This is a genomic window from Pseudomonas syringae, from assembly GCF_001698815.1.
Taxonomy (GTDB): Bacteria; Pseudomonadota; Gammaproteobacteria; order Pseudomonadales; family Pseudomonadaceae; genus Aquipseudomonas; species Aquipseudomonas syringae_A.
The window spans coordinates 314790-332915 of the sequence record NZ_LGSI01000050.1; the positions used below are offsets into that span (position 1 = coordinate 314790).

15 protein-coding genes and 1 pseudogene are annotated in these 18126 nt (G+C 60.3%); 5 read left to right on the top strand and 11 right to left on the bottom strand.

Annotation, left to right across the window (positions count from 1 at the left end; all coding sequences use genetic code 11):
• Positions 1-53: 53 nt before the first annotated feature.
• The 10 genes from AFK24_RS17260 to AFK24_RS17305 form a co-directional block, all read right to left on the bottom strand.
• Positions 54-1085: a sensor histidine kinase gene (locus tag AFK24_RS17260; protein WP_065834349.1), complete on the bottom strand. Its 1032-nt coding sequence runs from the start codon at positions 1083-1085 to the stop codon at positions 54-56.
• On the bottom strand, positions 1082-1513 hold the full coding sequence (locus tag AFK24_RS17265) for a response regulator (RefSeq protein ID WP_065834350.1): 432 nt from the start codon (positions 1511-1513) through the stop codon (positions 1082-1084). The genes AFK24_RS17260 and AFK24_RS17265 overlap by 4 nt, the downstream gene beginning before the upstream one ends.
• A 191-nt stretch (positions 1514-1704) precedes the next feature.
• Positions 1705-3054 carry a cation:proton antiporter gene (locus tag AFK24_RS17270; RefSeq protein WP_065834351.1) on the bottom strand — a complete coding sequence of 450 codons (1350 nt, stop codon included), beginning with the start codon at positions 3052-3054 and terminating at the stop codon, positions 1705-1707.
• A gap of 168 nt (positions 3055-3222) precedes the next feature.
• Positions 3223-4275, bottom strand: coding sequence for an ABC transporter substrate-binding protein (locus AFK24_RS17275; RefSeq protein WP_065834352.1), 1053 nt, complete (start codon positions 4273-4275; stop codon positions 3223-3225).
• Entirely contained in the window at positions 4272-5453 is a 1182-nt protein-coding gene (locus tag AFK24_RS17280) for an NAD(P)/FAD-dependent oxidoreductase (RefSeq protein WP_065834353.1), read from the bottom strand. The genes AFK24_RS17275 and AFK24_RS17280 overlap by 4 nt, the downstream gene beginning before the upstream one ends.
• A complete protein-coding gene (locus tag AFK24_RS17285) occupies positions 5450-6814 on the bottom strand; it encodes an NAD(P)/FAD-dependent oxidoreductase (RefSeq protein ID WP_065834354.1) in 1365 nt (454 codons plus the stop codon). Before AFK24_RS17285 ends, AFK24_RS17280 begins: the two co-directional genes overlap by 4 nt.
• Positions 6811-7101, bottom strand: coding sequence for a (2Fe-2S)-binding protein (locus AFK24_RS17290; protein WP_065834355.1), 291 nt, complete (start codon positions 7099-7101; stop codon positions 6811-6813). Before AFK24_RS17290 ends, AFK24_RS17285 begins: the two co-directional genes overlap by 4 nt.
• Before the next feature lie 24 nt (positions 7102-7125).
• On the bottom strand, positions 7126-7920 hold the full coding sequence (locus AFK24_RS17295; protein WP_065834356.1) for an ABC transporter permease: 795 nt from the start codon (positions 7918-7920) through the stop codon (positions 7126-7128).
• A 3-nt stretch (positions 7921-7923) separates the two neighbouring features.
• Positions 7924-8796 carry an ABC transporter permease gene (locus AFK24_RS17300; RefSeq protein ID WP_065834357.1) on the bottom strand — a complete coding sequence of 291 codons (873 nt, stop codon included), beginning with the start codon at positions 8794-8796 and terminating at the stop codon, positions 7924-7926.
• On the bottom strand, positions 8793-9821 hold the full coding sequence (locus AFK24_RS17305) for an ABC transporter ATP-binding protein (protein ID WP_065834358.1): 1029 nt from the start codon (positions 9819-9821) through the stop codon (positions 8793-8795). Before AFK24_RS17305 ends, AFK24_RS17300 begins: the two co-directional genes overlap by 4 nt.
• A 249-nt stretch (positions 9822-10070) precedes the next feature.
• Between AFK24_RS17305 and AFK24_RS17315 the strand changes: the two genes are divergently transcribed.
• Together AFK24_RS17315 and AFK24_RS17320 are read left to right on the top strand one after the other, a co-directional pair.
• Positions 10071-10907: an IclR family transcriptional regulator gene (locus AFK24_RS17315; RefSeq protein WP_065834360.1), complete on the top strand. Its 837-nt coding sequence runs from the start codon at positions 10071-10073 to the stop codon at positions 10905-10907.
• Between the two features lie 580 nt (positions 10908-11487).
• A pseudogene (locus AFK24_RS17320) lies at positions 11488-12759 on the top strand (methyl-accepting chemotaxis protein); the annotation flags it as partial.
• Between the two features lie 31 nt (positions 12760-12790).
• Here the strand turns inward: AFK24_RS17320 and qhpR are convergent.
• Complete coding sequence (gene qhpR / locus AFK24_RS17325) at positions 12791-13846, bottom strand: AraC-like transcriptional regulator QhpR (RefSeq protein WP_065834362.1); 1056 nt, start codon at positions 13844-13846, stop codon at positions 12791-12793.
• A 470-nt stretch (positions 13847-14316) separates the two neighbouring features.
• Here qhpR and eat point away from each other — a divergent pair, with 470 nt between their 5' ends.
• Genes eat through eutC form a run of 3 tightly spaced genes read left to right on the top strand, consistent with a single transcriptional unit; the run spans position 14317 to position 17905 of the window.
• A complete protein-coding gene (gene eat / locus AFK24_RS17330; protein WP_065834363.1) occupies positions 14317-15672 on the top strand; it encodes an ethanolamine permease in 1356 nt (451 codons plus the stop codon).
• A gap of 13 nt (positions 15673-15685) precedes the next feature.
• On the top strand, positions 15686-17077 hold the full coding sequence (locus tag AFK24_RS17335) for an ethanolamine ammonia-lyase subunit EutB (protein ID WP_065834364.1): 1392 nt from the start codon (positions 15686-15688) through the stop codon (positions 17075-17077).
• A gap of 9 nt (positions 17078-17086) precedes the next feature.
• Entirely contained in the window at positions 17087-17905 is an 819-nt protein-coding gene (gene eutC / locus AFK24_RS17340) for an ethanolamine ammonia-lyase subunit EutC (protein WP_065834365.1), read from the top strand.
• The last annotated feature ends 221 nt before the right edge of the window (positions 17906-18126 follow it).

An 18126-nucleotide genomic window follows, 5' to 3' on the forward strand; every position in this document is an offset into this window, starting at 1 on the left:
GGGTCATTGATTGAGTCGATGAGGCAGGGTTTGCGGGGCAGTCCAGACGACGCTCACGGCAGATTATCTACCGCAAACACCAGTTGCACCCGAGCGCCGCTGCCTTCCTCGGGCCTCAGGTTGTCGCGTACGATCCTGGCTTTGCAGCGCTGTGAAAGGGCATCGATCAGGCTGACGGTTCGCCGGTTGGGTGGCTCGTAAAACCCGGCGAGGGTTTCTGCGCTGAAGCCTTGGCCGTCGTCGATCACGCTGATCTGCGCAGTACGGTCATCCAGCAGTGAAAGATGCAGGCCAATCCGGCTGTCGGGGCCGCCCTGGCAATGCTTGACCGCGTTGCCCATCAGTTCGTTAAGCATCAGCCCCAGGTTTGAAGCCATTTGCAGCGAGACCTGTACTGATTGAGTCTCTGCGCGCAGGATCGATGGACCGCGACGTTGGGCGTTAATAATGTTGCGCGCCAGTTTGGGTAGATAGTCAGCCAGATCGATGCGCCCGGTGTTGTTGCGATGCAATTCGTCCTGAACCGCACCGACGCCGGTTATCCGGGTAATGGCGGTTTGCATCAAGGTCTTGGCTTCCTCACCCTTGGCGCGCAATTTCGAGATTTGCAGCAGGCTGATGATCAATTGCAGGTTGTTTTTGACCCGATGATTGAGCTCGGACAGCAGTACCCGTTGCTGTTCCTCCATCTCCCGCTGATCGGTAATGTCGATGCAACTGCCAAAATAGCCGGCAAATTCACCGTTTCGGTAGTACGGCGCTCCGTTATCCAGCAGCCAGCGATACTGTCCATCGGTACGGCGCAGGCGGTACGAGAGGGTGTAGGCGTCACGGGCGTCGAAGGCATTTTGATAAATGGACAGGCAGTGTTCGATATCTTCGGGGTGCACATCTTCGGCCCAGCCGTAGCCGAACAGTTGTTCCTGGGTCTTGCCGCTGAATGACTTCCAGCGCTCGTTGAACCAGTCACAGCGTTTGTCCGGACGTGAGCGCCAGATCATTACCGGCGCGTGGTCAGCCAGTTCCCGAAATTCGAGTTCGCCCAGTTGTACCGGGTCGATGGGGACGTCATTTAGCTGTTTCATCCGCTGGCCCTGCGTGGAAAGGCGGTGCTGAAAATTTCCAGTGAGCCGGGTGGATGCAGGGTACCCAATGAGTGGCCATCAAGAATGGCCTGGGCGATCAACGCGCACTGATTGAGGTCTTCCGGGGCATAGGGTTTACGAAGCAGGCCTATTGCTGCATCGGAGTGCGCCCGCGCTGCGCCGACCTGGCCGCTGACGAACAGCGAGGCAACCCCGTGCCTGGCCCAAAGACCGCGAGCCAAGGCAATGCCTTCGTCGTGCCCATTAAGGTTGATATCAACGAATGCAACGTCAGCCTTGTATTGCGCCGCCAACAGCAAGGCGTGCGACGCGTCGTAGGCGGGTCCGATGACTTCATGCTCATCCGCCAACGTTGCTGCCGCGAGCAAGGCCAGTACCGGATCGTCGTCTACCAGAAGAATACGCATTTTACTCGTCTACTTTTTAACTATGCCAAGGCACGCTTTAGCGAATGAACAAGGTGCAGGGCCCCCAAACACGGGGGTCGCCGCTTCTCGAAGCAGGCTTATCAATAACTTGGTCTGTCTTCTATCCCAATGGTTCATATGGCTTTGAAAATACATCCGATTGGATGGATTAAATGATAGTCGTTACAAAGTCAGTCCTGACTGTTAACCGCCGAACTGCGCTCATAGCGTTCAAGTAATGGCTGGATGCTGATGCCATGCAGGAGGATGCTCAGCGCCACGACGGATAGGGTCAGGCTGACGCTCAATTGGGCAATGTCCTCCGGCAAACCGTGGGTCAGCGCGAAACACAGGTAGTACAGGCTGCCGATCCCCCGGATGCCAAACCAGCCGACCAAAGCTTTCTGCCGGCGATTGAGCAAGCGGCGGCTGACCAGCAGCCAGACGGCAGCGGGACGGATGATACAAAACAGTGCCAATCCAAGGCCGACTGCACGCCAATCCCAATACAGGGCCAGGGAAGCACCCAGCAAAGTAATCAGCAGCACCTCCATGGAGCGCTCGACAAGACTGCCAAATGCCAGCATGTCGCCCATCATCACGCCAGCAGCCAGCTGTGTTTCGCTCAGATCTTCTGCTTCGGCGACGGTGGATTTTTCCATGGCGCCGGTCATGTGGCCGATCACCGGTTGCGCCAGATGTTCGGAAGGTACTTCCGACTGGGTGGTGCGGGCTTCCGCCTGACGTAATCCCAAGCCGGCGGCGAATACCGAAAGGAAGCCGAACGCGCCCACTGTGTCAGCGACTACATAAGAGATGGCAATCAACGCCAGCGCCAGGAAGTCGTTGGGCGAGGTAGTGCTGTCGGCATTCTTGATGCGCAGGTAAATCATCAAATGCCCAACGCCACGGCCGAGCCCGTAACCGATCAGCAGGCCCGCCGGCACTGCCCAGACGAGATCCTTCACGGCCCAGTGCTCTAGCCAGTCGGCGTCGACCCCGCCATGGCTGATAAACAGCAGGGCAAAGATCACGAAGGGAAAGGCCGTACCGTCGTTGAGACCGGCCTCGCCGGAAAGGCCGAAGCGCACGCGATCCTGATCCTGTGCGTTGTTGACTTGCACCAGCCCGGCCAGCACCGGATCGGTAGGTGACAGCATCGCCCCCAGCAACAAAGACACGCCCCAGGAAAGTTCGTAGAGATAGTGGGCGACCAGACTGGTGCCGGCTATCGTCGCCAGCATCACCGGCCCCGCCAGCCAATAGGCCGAATGCCAGGCTTTGCCGCTCAATGGCAGCCGCAATTTGATTCCGGTACTGAACAAGGAAAACAGCACGGCAGCTTCCGTCAGGCGTTCCATCCAGCCGGCAGCCTGGCGAAAGTCCAGATCGAGCATATCCAGGCCGACTGGGCCGATGGCAAAACCAAACGCCAGACAGACCGCCGACGTCGTGACAGGTAACCAGCGCAGGTAGGAGGAGGTGAGCGCCAGCAGCATCAGCAGCGTGCCCAAAACGGCCATACAAACAATAAAACTCATCCGTCTCCGACTCTCGCAACATGGCCCCCCGACCGGGGAGCGTTATCGTTGTGACTGTCGTGTGACCGGATAGTTGAAACAATTCCGTAGGACTGGCTTTAGCCGGGAGGGCGTTCTCCCGGCTAAAGCCAGATCCTACGGATCTTCTGTACAGGGATCGGTCAGTTACTACCGCTCCACGCTGCGATTCCAGCGCGCGTTCCACTCGGGGCGCAGTTGATTGACCTGATCCCAATCGATGGTCACGGCGGTTTCCAGATACTTGTTCATCGCCGCGACCTGGCCGTGGGTCTTGTCGCTGGTCGGGGTTTTCGGGTTGGATGGGATCTGGTCGCCGAATTCCAGTGCCGGGGCCTGGGCTTCCGGGGTCAGCAGGTAAGCCGCGAGTTTCTGCGCGAGCTCCGGTTGGTCATTTTTGGCGATGGCGCATTCAGCCACGTTCAGCACCACGCCGCCTTCCTTGGGCGGTGCGTATTCCACTGGCACGCCTTTGATCTTCAGCGCCGTCACTTGAGTCGGCGTCAGCGGGAACAGCGCGGCTTCGCCGGTTTGCACCATCTCGGAAATCTTCGCCGAACTGGCAATGTATTCCAGCACGTTAGGGCCAACGGTTTTCGACCAGGCCTTGAAGCCGGGTTCGACGTCGGTTTCACTGCCGCCCTGAATCCGGTTGAACATCAGGAAACCATGCAGGCCGAACGTGGACGACGCCAGCGACTGGAACACGACCTTTTCCTTGAAGCGCTTGTCCGCCAGATCCATCCACGAAGTTGGCGCGCTCCAGCCGTTTTCCGCGAACATTTTGGTGTTGTAAGCCAGGCCGGTAACGCCGAGGCTGACCGCCGCCGCTTCGTCCTTGATCTTCGCTTTGGCAGGCAAATCGGCCAACCCCGGGCTCGGTTGCAGCTTGTCGCACAGGCCCATGGAAATGGCGCGGTACATGATCCCGTCGTCGAGGAAGATCACATGCATCTGCGGGTTATCTTTGCTGGCCTGGACCTTGGCGAGGATGTCCGACGAGGTGCCGGGCACGATCACCACTTTGACCTTGTTGGCTTTCTCGAAAGCAGGCAGCACCTGATCTGCGTAAAGGCGCTCCATGGTGCCGCCGTTCATGCCCAGATACAGCGTCGGTTCGGCGTGGGCCGGGACCGAGGCCAGCAAGGCCGCGAGCGGCAGGCACGACAAGCCGGAGATTGCGAAACGTTTGACGTTCTTCATAGAAGCGACCTTCCTCTGTGCAATGGGATGACGTTAGTCGGGATGGGCTGTTTAGCAACTGAAACAGGTTGTTGAAATCGTTGGATGGAAAACGCGTCCAGGGCGATTGTCGACTGGCCGGTGCAGACCCATTCGGCCAGCGCCTCGCCCGCTGCCGGACCGATTTGAAAGCCGGAACCGGCAAAGCCGAAACCGTGCAGCAAACCCGGCTGGGCAATGCTTGGGCCCAGCACCGGTTCGCGATCCGGCAAGTAACCCTCGGTGCCGCTCCAGGTGCGGATGGCCTGCGCGCCGGCCAGCGGTGGATAAAGTTCTACGGCGTTACGCAGGATTTCCAGCAGCGCAGCCTGGCCCGGTTTGGCGCGGGCGGGATCCAGCGCAAAACCTTGCCCGCCGCCCAGCACGCAATTGCCTCGGGCGACCTGACGGGCGTAGATACCGCCGCCTTCCACGCCGGTGCTGACATCCATGAACATCGGCAGCGGTTCGGTGACCAGCATCGCCGGGTGACCGGAAACCATCGGCACCGGTTCGCCAAACTGTGCGGCCAAAGTACCCGCCCAGGCTCCGGCGCAGTTGAGCAACCACGGTGCACGCAAGGTCAGGCCATTCGCGGTTTGTACGGTAAACGCCTGGCCGTCATGGCTGACCTCGATAACTTTGGCCTGTTCGTGAATCTGCGCCCCGGCGCGTTTGGCAGCCCGAGCGAATGCCGGCGACACCAAGCGCGGGTTGGCGTGTCCGTCGTCAGCGCACAACGACGCGCCGACTGCTACATCGCCAGCCCACGGGAAACGCGCGCGCAGCTGTTGGCGATCAAGCAATTGCAGCTCCAGACCAAACCCCCGGCTTGCTTCGGCATAGGCGCGCAGAGCGTCCATGTCCTTGTCGCTGCGCGCCAGTTTGAGGTGGCCGGAGCGTTGATATTCGCCGTCGATGCCGATCAGCTCGCGCAGCCCGCTCCAGATGGCGTGGGCGCGTTGCGACAACGGCAGTTGCGACAAGGGTCGACCCTGACGCCGCACGCCGCCGTAATTCACGCCGCTGGAATGCGAGCCGCAAAAGTCCCGCTCCAGCAAGGCGACGTTTTTGCCTCTCAGCGCCAGGGCCAGCGCCGCCGAAGCGCCGACAATGCCGCCGCCGATAATCAGCGCGTCGGTTTCGATGACGTTGCTCATTGCGAAGTCTCCACACCGAACGGCAGGGGTTTTATCGGTGCCTGCCCGCGCAGACGGCCGATACTGGCCAGTTCCCGGCCACTGCTGTGCGCGACGATTTCCGCTGCGGCCAGTCCACACATACGGCCCTGGCAGCGACCCATGCCGACCCGGCACATGGCCTTGACCCGATTCATCTCCCAATGACCCTCTTCGACGACAGCGCGAATGTCACCGGCGCTGACTTCTTCGCAACGGCAGACGACGGTTTCGTCAGGGGTTTTAGCGGCCCAGTCGACGGGGAAGGGGAAAGCAGTTTCCAGGCCATGCCGGAAGCGTTCGATGCCGGCCAGTTTTGCTTGCAGTGCAGCAGCGCGCATCGCGTCAACGTTGTAACCGTTGTCGGCCAGCAATGTCAGGGCGGCCAGTTCGCCAGCCATTTCCGCAGCGTCGGCACCCATGATTCCGGCACCATCGCCCGCCAGATACACACCTTTGACGCTGCTGCGCCCGGCGTTGTCCCGGCTTGGCAACCAGGCGCGATTCAGCGGGCTCCAGTGGAATTCGCAGCCCAGCAGATCGGCCAGCTGGGTCTCGCTGCGCAGGGCATGAGCAAAGGCTACGGCGTCGCATTCAAGATGTTTAACCGCTGCGTTGCCTTGCCACTGCACTGCACTGACGCGTTTTTCTCCTGTGATGCGATGCAGCGTCGCGCCTTGATGCACGGCAATACCGTGCGCGGTGAGCCAGGCCCGGTAATACAGGCCTTTGGCGAGGGTCAGCGGTTGGCCGAGCAATGCCGGAAGTGCCCGGCATTGGGCAGAAAACGGCGCGCTGTCGAGCACCGCAACCACCTTGGCCCCGGCTTTGGCGTACTGATAAGCCACCAGATACAGCAAAGGTCCGCTGCCCGCGAATACCACGCGCTCGCCAATTGCACAGCCTTGATACTTCAAGGCAATTTGCGCCGCGCCCAGGCTGTACACGCCCGGCAGCGTCCAGCCCGGTACCGGCAGAATCCTGTCGGTGGCGCCGGTAGCCACGATCAGGTTTTGATAATCGATCTGCCCGGCGTGCCGGTTCTGCAGGGTGTCGAGGCGGTTGTCTTCAGCGTTCCAGACCAGGGTTTGCGGACGGTAATCAACCACCGCCGCCAACTGATCCATGGTCTGATGCACGGCAACGGCCTTGCTGGCTTCAAAGCCATACAGCGCTTTCGGCTCGCGACGAAAATTCTCCGGCTGACGTCGATAAATCTGCCCGCCGCCGCGCAGCCCTTCGTCTACCAGACACGGGGTCACGCCATGGGCGAGCAAGGTTTGCGCCGCGCGAATACCGGCTGGGCCTGCGCCAACGATGACTGCCGAATGGACCTGGCTCATAGCTGCCGCCCCGGTTCGCGACTCACGTTCAGCCCGGCTTCCAGCAGCGTCGAGCAGGCGCGGACCCGGCGACCATCGCCCAGTTGCACCCAGCAATCCTGACATGCACCCATCAGGCAAAACCCGGCGCGAGGCTCGGCGCTGAAATCACTGCCGCGCAGATGCTCGGCGCTGGTCAGCACGGCGGTGAGCAAGGTGTCGCCCAGCAACCCGCTGGCCGGTTGGCCGTCGAGGGTGAAGGCCAGGGCCGGGCGATCCTGCTCGGCCAGTCGTTTGAACAATGCCATAAGAGTTGCGCTCCTGACCGCCAGTTAGTGTTTGCCGACCAGCACCCGATCCAGGCCATATACCCGGTCGAGGAGGATCATGGTCGCAGCGGTCAGGGCGATGACCAGCGCCGAGACGGCGGCCATCATCGGGTCGATGGATTCAGTGGCGTATACGTACATGCGCACCGGCAAAGTCTGGGTTGACGGCGAAGTGACGAAGATCGACAACGTGACCTCATCGAAGCTGTTGATGAACGCCAGCAACCAACCCCCGGCGACACCCGGCAGAATCATCGGTAAGGTAATCTGCCGAAACAGCGTGAAACGGCTCGCGCCCAAAGACTCGGCCGCCTGCTCGGCGCTGCGATCAATGCCGATGGCAGCAGCGATCACCAGACGCAACACATACGGCGTGATGATCACCACGTGCGCCAGCATCAGCCAGGCAAAGCTGCCGTTGACGCCCATCAGCGCAAACAGGCGCAGCATCGCCACACCCAGCACCAGGTGCGGAATGATGATCGGCGACAGGAACAAGCCATTGAGAAAGTTGCGTCCCGGAAACTGATAACGGGTGATCGCCAGCGCAGCCGGCACCGCAATCAGCGTCGCCAGGGAAGCGGCGACGAAGGCCAGAATCAGGCTGTTGTAGAACGAATCAATAAAGTCGGCGCGCTCGAACACCGCGCGAAACCAGCGCAGGGAGAAGCCCGAAGTCGGCAGACTCAAGGTGTTTTCCGGGGTGAACGCCACCAGGCAGACCACCACCAGCGGGGCCAGCATGAACAGCACCACCAGGGCGTGAAACGACAGGGCCAAAGGACCGTTTTTGGACATGGGTCATTCCCCCAGGGTTTTTTTATAGCGGCCTTCGACCATGCGGTTCCAGGACAGCATGACCAACAGGTTCACCAACAACAGCGCCACGGCGATGGTCGCGCCCATGGGCCAGTTCAATTCCGAGAGGTATTGATCGTAGACCACGGTCGCGACCATCTTCAGGCGTCTGCCGCCCAGCAGACCGGGAATCGCGAAGGAGCTGGCGGACAGCCCGAACACAATCAACGTGCCCGACAACACGCCGGGCATCACCTGTGGCAGCACCACCAGACGCATCACCTTGGCCTGCGATGCGCCCAGCGACAGCGCCGCCTGTTCCGCTGCCGGGTCCAGCTTCTGCAACGACGTCCAGATCGGAATGATCATGAACGGCAGCATCACGTGGACCAGCGCAATGATTACGGCGAAGGGCGTGTAGAGCATCTTGATCGGCCGCCCGCCCAAGGCTTGAATGCCTTGGTTGATCAAGCCGTCGGCACCCAGCAGCAGACTCCAGCCGAAAGCGCGCACCACCACCGAAATCAACAGCGGCGTAAGAATCAGAATCAGGAAAATCGAGCGCCACGGCGTGCCCATGCGGCTCAGGATGTAGGCTTCTGGAACGCCGATGATCACGCAGAGCAGCGTCACCAGCGCGCTGATCCAGAAGGTGCGCAGGAAAATTTCGTAGAAGTACGAGTCAGTGAGGACGCTGATGTAGTTGGCCAGCGTGTAGGTGCCGCTCTTGACGCCCACTTCGTAGTCAAAAACGTTGAACGAGAGGATCAGGGTCAAGGCCAGCGGCAACAGCAGCAGGCCGATGAACAGCGCCAGCGCGGGGGCCGATAACAGATAACCGCGCCCGCCCTGGCGCATGGCGGTGAGCAGGCTCATGGGTGCACCTCGTCAGCGTCCAGCACGCGCAACAAGCCCGCCTGCCAATCCATGCCGACCGCCGTGCCTTCTTCCATAGGGGCTTCGCCGTCATTGCGACGTACCACGGTCAGTTCGCCGATGGCGGTGTCGATGCGATACAGCCACTGGCTGCCCAGGAAGTAACGGGTGATGACCCGGCCTTGCAGGCGTCCGCTGCCAGCGGGCACCAGATCGATTTTTTCCGGGCGCAGGCTCAGGGTCAGCGCGCCGTCACCGGCTACGTGACGCACTTGCGCGCAGCCATCGGCATCGAGATCGCCGGGCAGCATGTTGGCCTTGCCGACAAACCCGGAAATGAAGCGCGTGCGCGGGTGTTCGTAGAGTTTGTAAGGTTCATCGATCTGCGTGATGCGCCCGGCCTGCATCACCACCACGCGATCACTGATCGACAGGGCTTCGGCCTGATCGTGGGTCACCATCAGCGTAGTGATGCCCACTTCGCGCTGGATGCGGCGGATCTCGAATTGCATTTCTTCGCGAAGATTGGCGTCCAGGTTGGACAGTGGCTCGTCCAGCAGCAATACCGGCGGCTCGATGACCAACGCTCTGGCCAGCGCGACCCGTTGGCGCTGTCCGCCGGACAATTCCCGAGGGTAACGCGCGGCATGCTGGGTCAGGCGCACCAGCTCCAGCACCGTTGCAACGCGGCGCTGAATGTCTGCGGCGGATACTTTGCGCATGCGCAGGCCAAAGGCGACGTTATCGGCAACGCTCATGTGCGGAAACAGCGCATAACTCTGGAACACCACGCCCAAGCCACGGCTGCTGGGTTTGGCATGGGTGATGTCACGGCCGTCGAGAACAATGCGTCCGTCACTGACTTCAACGAAACCGGCGATCATTTGCAGGGTGGTGGTCTTGCCGCAGCCGGAAGGGCCGAGCAGGGAAACGAATTCGCCTTTTTCCACCGCGAGATGGGTAGCGACGACGGCGTCGATAGCGCCATAGCGCTTGGAAAGACCTTCGAGTTGCAGAAAAGCCATGGCTGCGTTCCACCTTGTTTATCAGGCGCACCGGGGCACGCGGTTGGTAAAAGGGCAGAAGCGAAATGAAGTCATTCGATTGCAGTGGACGTTGGTGCTCGATCTGGGTCGGCTACCAGGTTTTGTTCAAATCGCCCTGTGGACTGAGAGTAGGACGAAGACTAGGATGCGTGAAAGAGGCAATTTCACTGAATGACATCTTTTTTCATGTTCATTCGTTTGGCGAATTAAATTACGGAATTAACTTCAATGGGTTCCACTGAGCGGAATGAAAATCCGAAAGATGTTGGTGTAGGCGCTGTCTCACGGCTGTTTGCCGTGCTGCGTTGCCTGGGCGACTGCGCTGAGGGTGGCGAACGGGTTACCCAATTGGCCCAGCAGGTCGGCTTATCACAGCCCACTACCCATCGCCTGCTACGCAGCCTGATGGATGAAGGCATGGTCGAGCAGGATCAGCGCAGCAAGCGCTATCGGCTGAGCATCGAATTTTTTGCGTTGGCCGCCAAGGCGGGCAACACCGGCAATTTGCGCGATGTGGTACGGCCCAGCCTGTTGCGGTTGTCGGCTTCGCTGGGGGATTCGCTGTTTCTGCTGGCGCGCAGCGGTTTTGATGCCATCTGCCTGGACCGCAGCGAAGGCCCGTATCCGATTCGCACCTTCACTGGTGATATCGGCGGCCGCGTGGCACTGGGCGTGGGGCAGGGCAGTCTGGCAATCCTCGCCTATTTGCCGGAAGAAGAACGCGACACAGTGATCCGCTACAACCTGCCACGCCTCAAGGATTTCCACCTGTACGACGAAGTCTTCCTGCGTTCGGAAGTCGAAAACGTCCGCCGCCTGGGCTACGCCGCCCGCAACACCGGTGCGCTGCCAGGCATGGCCGGCCTCGCAGTACCGATCTTCGACCGCGAAGGCCGCTCGGTCGCCGCCCTCAGCGTCGCCACCATCAGCGACCGCCTCGGCCCGGATCGCTTGATGACCGTCGTGGAATTGCTCAAACGCGAAGCCGCCGTGATCAGCGCGCGGATCAACCCGTTTGATCCATCGTTGCGCAGGCCGAGTCAGGTGTTTGGGCAGGGGGATTGAACACGCCCCAACGAGTAGCCTGCCACTGTTTAGTTGTTTGCGTGAATGCAGCGCCAGCAAGCATTTCACAGCACTGTTGACCGACCAACGACCCTCAAGAACCGCGCAGCCCAGCCGATGCTCCGGGAGTAGGTTACGTGACGAGGCGTGTGCTCGGAACGGCAGAACAGGGAAGTCGACATCATTGGGTCCATGCCAGGCATGGGTCCGTCTCCCACCCGAGGTGCTCGTTATGTCCAAATCCCTGAGGCTGCAGATTCTCGGCCTGCTTGGCGGCAGTCTGATTCTAGTGCTGCTGATCGCGCTGGCCTGTTTTCATTTCCTTTCCAGCAACGTGCAGTCCTATCGCGGCTTGCTTGAAGGGCCGCTGCGCGCTTCGCAGCTGGTCGATGAAGCCAATCTGCAATTCAAGATCCAGGTTCAGGAATGGAAGAACGTGCTGCTGCGTGGCAAAGCGCCAGCGGATCGCGATAAGTACTGGGCGCAGTTCGAAGAGCAGGAGCGTCTGGTGCAGGACGCCTTGAATAAGCTCGCAGCCTTGCAAGGCACTGAACAATCGGTGAAAGCCCAGGTTCAGAAGCTGCGCGAAGAACATCAGGTGCTCGGCGCTGCTTATCGCAAAGGGCGTGATGCTTTTGTAGCGGCGGGTGGCGATCCGGTGGCGGGCGACATTGCGGTCAAGGGCGTGGACCGTGCGGCCAGTGAGCAGATGAGCCAGTTGGTCGATCAACTGCGCAAGCAAAGCGGCGAACAGTCACTGCTGATCAGCAGCACGGCGGACCGCACGATTTTGCTGGGTGCGCTGGTCATGTTGGCATCGGCGATTCTGGTGGGATTGCTGACGTTGTGGATGGTCAATCGCAACCTGATTACGCCGATTCGTATGCTCATCGACTACGTCTCGCAGTTGAGCGAGGGCAAGTTTGCCGAGCGGGTTGAGATCACTCGGCAGGATGAGTTGGGTCGTCTGGCCATCGCGGCCAATATCCTGCGCGACTTTTTAGCGGATACCTTTACTCGACTCAAGCGCAGCACTTCGGATCTGGATACGGCCGGCAGCGAATTGAATTCGATTGCCGCGCTAATGGCCCAAGGCACTCACGAGCAGTTCGAGCGCACCGATCAGGTGGCAACCGCCATGACCGAAATGTCGGCCACTGCACAGGAAGTCGCTCGTCATGCGGCGCAAGCGGCCCAGGCCGCAGACGAAGCCGATCACCATGCGCAGGAAGGCGGCAAGGTGATGAAGGCAACCATGGCGACCATTACGTCCATGCGCAACGAAATCGGCAACACGGCCAGCGTGATTCATCGTCTGGAAACCGACAGCGGGCGGATTGGCAAGGTCCTCGAAGTGATTCGCGGTATTGCCGAGCAGACCAACCTGCTGGCCCTCAACGCGGCCATTGAAGCGGCACGTGCCGGTGAAGCCGGGCGTGGTTTTGCAGTGGTTGCCGACGAGGTCAGAACCCTGGCGCAGCGCACCGCTGCATCGACCGCCGAGATCAATCAGATCATCAATTCCGTGCAGACCGGAGCCATCGACGCCGTGCAGGCGATTCAGGGGGGGCAGGCGCGCAGTGAAGAAAGCGTCGAGCAGGTGACCAGTGCCGGTGCGACTCTGGATCGTATTACCCTGGCCGTCGAAGCCATTCGTGACATGAACCGGCAGATCGCCACCGCCGCCGAAGAGCAGACGTCAGTGGCCGAGGACATTTCCCGCAATCTGACGGAAATCACCGCCATCGCCAGTACCAATCAGGACAACGTCAAACGCACGCAAGCCGCCAGCCATGATTTGCATGGGCTGTCGGTCGGCCTGAATGATGTGATTTCACGCTTGAGTGCTTGAGTGCTTGAGGCCGATGTCCGGGACCACCGTCTCAGACATTCGCCGCGCTGCGCCACTGTCTCGGGCTTAACCCGAACCAGCGTTTGAACGCGCGGGAGAAGGCGCTGGTTTCGGAGTAGCCCAACAGCGTCGCAAGTTGGGTGACGCTCAGGTTTTGCTGCTTCAAATGGGCCATGGCGGATTGCTGCCGGATCTGATCCACCAGTTGCGTGAAATTGACACCGTGCTCACGCAACCGGCGTTGCAGCGTCCAGTCGGACAGGCCGAGGGTCTGCGCGATGTCTTCCAGCGCGGGTTCGCCCAGATGCAGTACCGCGGTGATGGCCTGTCGCGCTTGATCGAGCAAGCCGGGCTCATTTCCACTTTCACCCAATTGACGAATGGCATCCTTGATGAGCATCAACAGGATCGGGTCGGCACCGGGCATCGCCCTGGCAATGAGGTCGTGCTTGGGAATCAGCACTGAGTTGCAGGCCTGACCGAAGCGGACCTGGGTCTGGAACGCTTCACGGTGCTCGTGCCAGTTCTCGGGCTGCGCATGTTCAAACGCGACTTCCCTGGGTGCCCAATCGGGGCCGAGCACATGGCGCACCAGGTTGGTGGCCATGCCCATGGTCAGCTCGGCATCCTGGCGGCGTTCATGAATGGCGCCGTGGCGTATCTGATAGTCAAAGCGATAACACTCGCCCTGATCCACCAGCTGGATCAGCGTGCTGTGTTGATGGAACGGAAAAGCCTTGGCGAAGTTGATCAAGGCGTCTTCGAGAGTGGACGAGCACAAGCCGATATAACCCAGCAGGCCGAGCGCCTGGGGTTGGAACTGCTGGCCATAGCGCAGGCCGAAATTGTCACAAGCGGTTTGCCGGGCGGCTTCCTCCAGCACTTTGCAGTAGTTGGGCAGCGGCAGGCTCAAGGTCGGATGCAGCAGTTGTTCGGGATTGATTCCCGCATGGCCGAAGACGCGATCAAGATCACCGCCATGCTGAACGATGAAACCGTCCAGACCATTGGCGGCCGCCGACAGGACACCACAATTGCTGGCACTTTGCGCATTTATCGGTGCGGGTGAAAGCAGGTTCTGGAGCATGGTGATGAGCGGCCGTCATGGTGTGTATGAAAATAATTCAAGCAATTGTCATACCTTGTTACCGGTTAAGGGCTGTCAGCTCGTCCACATTTCCACTGTGGGAGCGAATTTATTCGCGAAGGCGTCGGAACCGACACCAATGATGGGTCAAATTCAACGACCTCTTCCCGGATAAAATCCGGTCCCGCGGTTGGATTGCGTTCGGATTGGCCTGCTACCCAAACACTCACCCACGACGCAGGCCAAACGCCAGCTTGGGAACCGAAGTGGCACTGAAAACCCCGGAATCCGTGACCCGATTTAAGGCGCAACCGCGTTTTCGTGCGCTGGCTTGAGGCATTGCCTGCAATGCGCCGGAAAACTTGACCGCAGAGGACAAATCTCGTTCTCCCCGGTCAAGCCTTGGCTTTGTCAGAGTGACTATTCTCGTCGACAGACAATACCGTCGCTGGCTTCCGGGGTTTACGACCATGACTGCTTCGCAACTCAAACCAACATTGGGCACCCTGCATCTGTGGGGGCTGGCCGTCGGCCTGGTGATTTCCGGCGAATACTTCGGCTGGAGTTACGGCTGGGGCAGCGCGGGTACCCTGGGTTTTCTTGTCACCACGCTGATGGTGGCGGTGATGTACACCTGCTTCATTTTCAGCTTTACCGAACTGACCACCGCCATCCCCAACGCAGGCGGCCCTTTCGCCTATAGCCTGCGCGCATTTGGCGTTACCGGCGGGACGATTGCCGGATTAGCCACGCTGATCGAATTCGTCTTCGCGCCGCCAGCCATCGCCATGGCCATCGGTGCGTACCTGAATGTGCAGTACCCGTCGCTGGACCCGAAGTGGGCGGCCATCGGCGCGTATTTCATATTCATGACCCTGAATATCCTGGGCGTGAGCATTGCCGCGACCTTCGAACTGGTCGTCACTGTGCTGGCCGTAGCCGAATTGCTGGTGTTCATGGGCGTGGTCGCACCGGCGTTCAGCTTCAGTAATTTCGCCCTGGGCGGCTGGGCCGGCTCCGATACTTTCAGTATGCCTGCGATCAGCGGCATGTTTGCCGCGATCCCGTTTGCCATCTGGTTCTTCCTCGCCATCGAAGGTGCGGCCATGGCTGCCGAAGAAGCGAAAGATCCGAAAAAGACCATTCCCCGCGCCTATGTCGCAGGGATTCTGACCTTGGTGACGCTGGCCATTGGCGTGATGATCTTTGCCGGTGGTGTCGGCGACTGGCGCACGCTGGCGAATATCAACGATCCGCTGCCTCAGGCGATGAAAGCCGTAGTCGGCAATAACTCGAACTGGATGCACATGCTGGTGTGGATCGGCCTGTTCGGTCTGGTCGCAAGTTTCCACGGCATCATTCTGGGCTATTCACGTCAGTTCTTTGCCCTGGCGCGTGCGGGTTTCCTGCCGTCCGGGCTGGCTAAACTGTCACGCTTCCAGACTCCGCATCGGGCCATTCTCGCCGGTGGCGTGGTGGGTATCGCGGCGATTCTCAGCGACGGTCTGGTCAATCTGCAAGGCATGAGCCTGACTGCGGCGATGATCACCATGTCGGTGTTCGGTGCCATCGTGATGTACATTGTCAGCATGCTGAGCCTGTTCAAGCTGCGTCGCAGCGAGCCAAATCTTGAGCGCAGCTTCCGTGCCCCCGGTTATCCCGTGGTCCCGGCCATTGCCCTGATTCTGGCAGTGGTGTGCCTGGTGGCGATGATCTGGTTCAATCTGATGATTGGCTGCATCTTCCTCGGTTTGATGCTGGTCGGTGCGGTGTTCTGCAAAATGGTGCGTGGCCGTGGCGCTGTCCCGGCTCTTGCCAGTCAATAAAGGAAGGATGTGCATGAGCTTCTCCCACAGCATTGGCGCGATGACCTGGCGCTTTGACAGCCTGCGGGAGTTGCTGGCCAAGGCCAGTCCCGCGCGCTCCGGGGACTTTCTTGCCGAAATTGCCGCCGCCAGCGATGCTGAGCGAGCGGCAGCGCAGATGGCGCTGGCGGACGTACCGCTCAAGCGGTTCCTCAGTGAAGCGCTGATCCCCTACGAGCAGGACGAAGTCACCCGGCTGATCATGGACAGTCATGATTCATCAGCCTTCTTGCCGGTCAGTCATTTGACCGTCGGCAGCTTTCGCGACTGGCTGCTGGGCGACGAGGCCACCGAGACCAGCCTTCGGGCTTTGGCGCCGGGGCTGACACCGGAAATGGTCGCCGCCGTGTCGAAGATCATGCGCGTCCAGGATCTCGTGCTGGTGGCGCAGAAAATCCGCGTGGTCACGCGCTTTCGCAACACCGTGGGGCTGCGCGGACGGATGTCTACCCGTCTGCAGCCCAATCACCCGACCGACGATCCCGCTGGCATTGCCGCCAGCGTTCTCGACGGCCTGCTGTATGGCAACGGCGATGCCATGATCGGCATCAATCCGGCAACCGACAGCGTCAGTGCGATCAGCGAGCTGTTGAAGATGCTCGATGGCGTGATTCGTCACTATGAGATTCCGACTCAATCCTGCGTGCTGACTCATGTCACGTCGTCCATCGCGGCGATTGAAAAGGGCGTGCCGCTGGACCTGGTGTTCCAGTCGATTGCCGGCACGGAGGCGGCCAACAGCAGCTTCGGTATCAGCCTGGAGATTTTGCGTGAAGGCCATGAAGCCGGTTTGAGTCTGAACCGGGGTACGCGGGGCAATAACCTGATGTATTTCGAGACCGGGCAGGGCAGCGCGCTGTCGGCCAATGCCCACCACGGCGTCGACCAGCAGACCTGCGAGACTCGCGCGTACGCCGTGGCCCGGCATTTTAATCCGTTTCTGGTCAACACCGTGGTCGGGTTTATCGGTCCTGAATACCTGTACAACGGCAAACAGATTATCCGTGCCGGGCTGGAAGATCACTTTTGCGGCAAGCTGCTGGGCGTCCCCATGGGTTGCGACATCTGTTACACCAACCATGCCGAAGCCGATCAGGACGACATGGACGTGTTGCTGACATTGCTGGGCGTTGCCGGGATCAACTTCATCATGGGCATTCCCGGTTCCGACGACATCATGCTCAACTACCAGACCACGTCGTTTCACGACGCGCTCTATGCCCGCAAAACCATCGGGCTGCGGCCTGCGCCGGAGTTCGAGGAGTGGCTGATCCGCATGAACATCCTGCGCCAGGATGACGGCGGCGTGCGGCTTGGGCAGGGAATACCGCCGCTCTTCAGCCAGGCACTGGCAAAACTCAATTGAGGGATGACCATGAGCGTTGACCCGAAAACACCTGCCCAGGCCGATGCCTGGAGCCAGTTGCGTTCGCTGACTTCAGCGCGTATCGCCTTGGGTCACGCGGGCACCAGCCTGCCCACTGCGGCACAGCTGGATTTCCAGTTCGCGCATGCTCAGGCGCGGGATGCGGTGCACCTGCCATTCGATCACGCGGCATTGACTGAAACGTTGCAGTCGCGCGGACGGGAAGTGCTGACGCTGCACAGCTCTGCGGCTGATCGTAATCAGTACCTGCAACGGCCTGATCTCGGTCGCCGGTTGTCTGCTGAGTCGGCCGGGCAGCTGCGTGCCTATGCCCAGGATCAACCGCAAGGCTTTGATCTTGTCTTGGTGGTAGCTGACGGCTTGTCGGCTTTGGCGGTGCATCGGCACAGCCCGACAATGCTCGAACGCATCGACGAACTGGCCGCCGAGCAAGGCTGGAGCCTGGCGCCGGTGGTGCTGGTGGAGCAGGGCAGAGTTGCCGTGGCTGATGAAGTCGGTGAACTGCTCAATGCCCGGATGGTGGTGATTCTGATCGGTGAACGGCCTGGACTCAGTTCGCCGGACAGTCTTGGCCTGTACTTCACCTTCGCGCCCCGCGTGGGTTTGAACGATGCGGCGCGCAACTGCATCTCCAATGTGCGCCTGGAAGGCATGAGCTACCCGATGGCGGCGCATAAATTGCTGTACCTGATGCGTGAAGCCTGGCGGCGGCAGTTGTCCGGGGTCAACCTCAAGGACGATGCGCAGGTGCACACGCTGGAAGCCGATGTTCCGGCGGGCAAGGGTAATTTCCTTCTCAAGCAATAGGGTGAGGGAAATTCCTATCGTTCCGAGGCAGCTCTGTCGCGCAGCAAACACTGCACTCGCTCCTACATAGCCCCGGCAACTCGCGATATTTGTAGGACCGGACTTGTCCGGGAAGGCGGCAGGCCTACCGAGGAAGGTCTTCAGCGCTTGCACTGGCGCCTTCGGGACAAGTCCCCTCCTACCGGTTGTATGGCTCGGCAGGACCGGACTTGTCCGGGAAG

What these genes read in the sequence shown, in the direction of transcription:
- AFK24_RS17315 (WP_065834360.1), top strand. Translation starts at nt 10,071, where the DNA reads ATGGGTTCCACTGAGCGGAATGAAAATCCGAAAGATGTTGGTGTAGGC.
- AFK24_RS17335 (WP_065834364.1), top strand. Translation starts at nt 15,686, where the DNA reads ATGAGCTTCTCCCACAGCATTGGCGCGATGACCTGGCGCTTTGACAGC.
- AFK24_RS17270 (WP_065834351.1), bottom strand. Translation starts at nt 3,054, where the DNA reads ATGAGTTTTATTGTTTGTATGGCCGTTTTGGGCACGCTGCTGATGCTG.
- eat (WP_065834363.1), top strand. Translation starts at nt 14,317, where the DNA reads ATGACTGCTTCGCAACTCAAACCAACATTGGGCACCCTGCATCTGTGG.
- AFK24_RS17295 (WP_065834356.1), bottom strand. Translation starts at nt 7,920, where the DNA reads ATGTCCAAAAACGGTCCTTTGGCCCTGTCGTTTCACGCCCTGGTGGTG.
- AFK24_RS17260 (WP_065834349.1), bottom strand. Translation starts at nt 1,085, where the DNA reads ATGAAACAGCTAAATGACGTCCCCATCGACCCGGTACAACTGGGCGAA.
- AFK24_RS17275 (WP_065834352.1), bottom strand. Translation starts at nt 4,275, where the DNA reads ATGAAGAACGTCAAACGTTTCGCAATCTCCGGCTTGTCGTGCCTGCCG.
- AFK24_RS17285 (WP_065834354.1), bottom strand. Translation starts at nt 6,814, where the DNA reads ATGAGCCAGGTCCATTCGGCAGTCATCGTTGGCGCAGGCCCAGCCGGT.
- AFK24_RS17280 (WP_065834353.1), bottom strand. Translation starts at nt 5,453, where the DNA reads ATGAGCAACGTCATCGAAACCGACGCGCTGATTATCGGCGGCGGCATT.
- AFK24_RS17265 (WP_065834350.1), bottom strand. Translation starts at nt 1,513, where the DNA reads ATGCGTATTCTTCTGGTAGACGACGATCCGGTACTGGCCTTGCTCGCG.
- AFK24_RS17300 (WP_065834357.1), bottom strand. Translation starts at nt 8,796, where the DNA reads ATGAGCCTGCTCACCGCCATGCGCCAGGGCGGGCGCGGTTATCTGTTA.
- AFK24_RS17290 (WP_065834355.1), bottom strand. Translation starts at nt 7,101, where the DNA reads ATGGCATTGTTCAAACGACTGGCCGAGCAGGATCGCCCGGCCCTGGCC.
- qhpR (WP_065834362.1), bottom strand. Translation starts at nt 13,846, where the DNA reads ATGCTCCAGAACCTGCTTTCACCCGCACCGATAAATGCGCAAAGTGCC.
- AFK24_RS17305 (WP_065834358.1), bottom strand. Translation starts at nt 9,821, where the DNA reads ATGGCTTTTCTGCAACTCGAAGGTCTTTCCAAGCGCTATGGCGCTATC.
- eutC (WP_065834365.1), top strand. Translation starts at nt 17,087, where the DNA reads ATGAGCGTTGACCCGAAAACACCTGCCCAGGCCGATGCCTGGAGCCAG.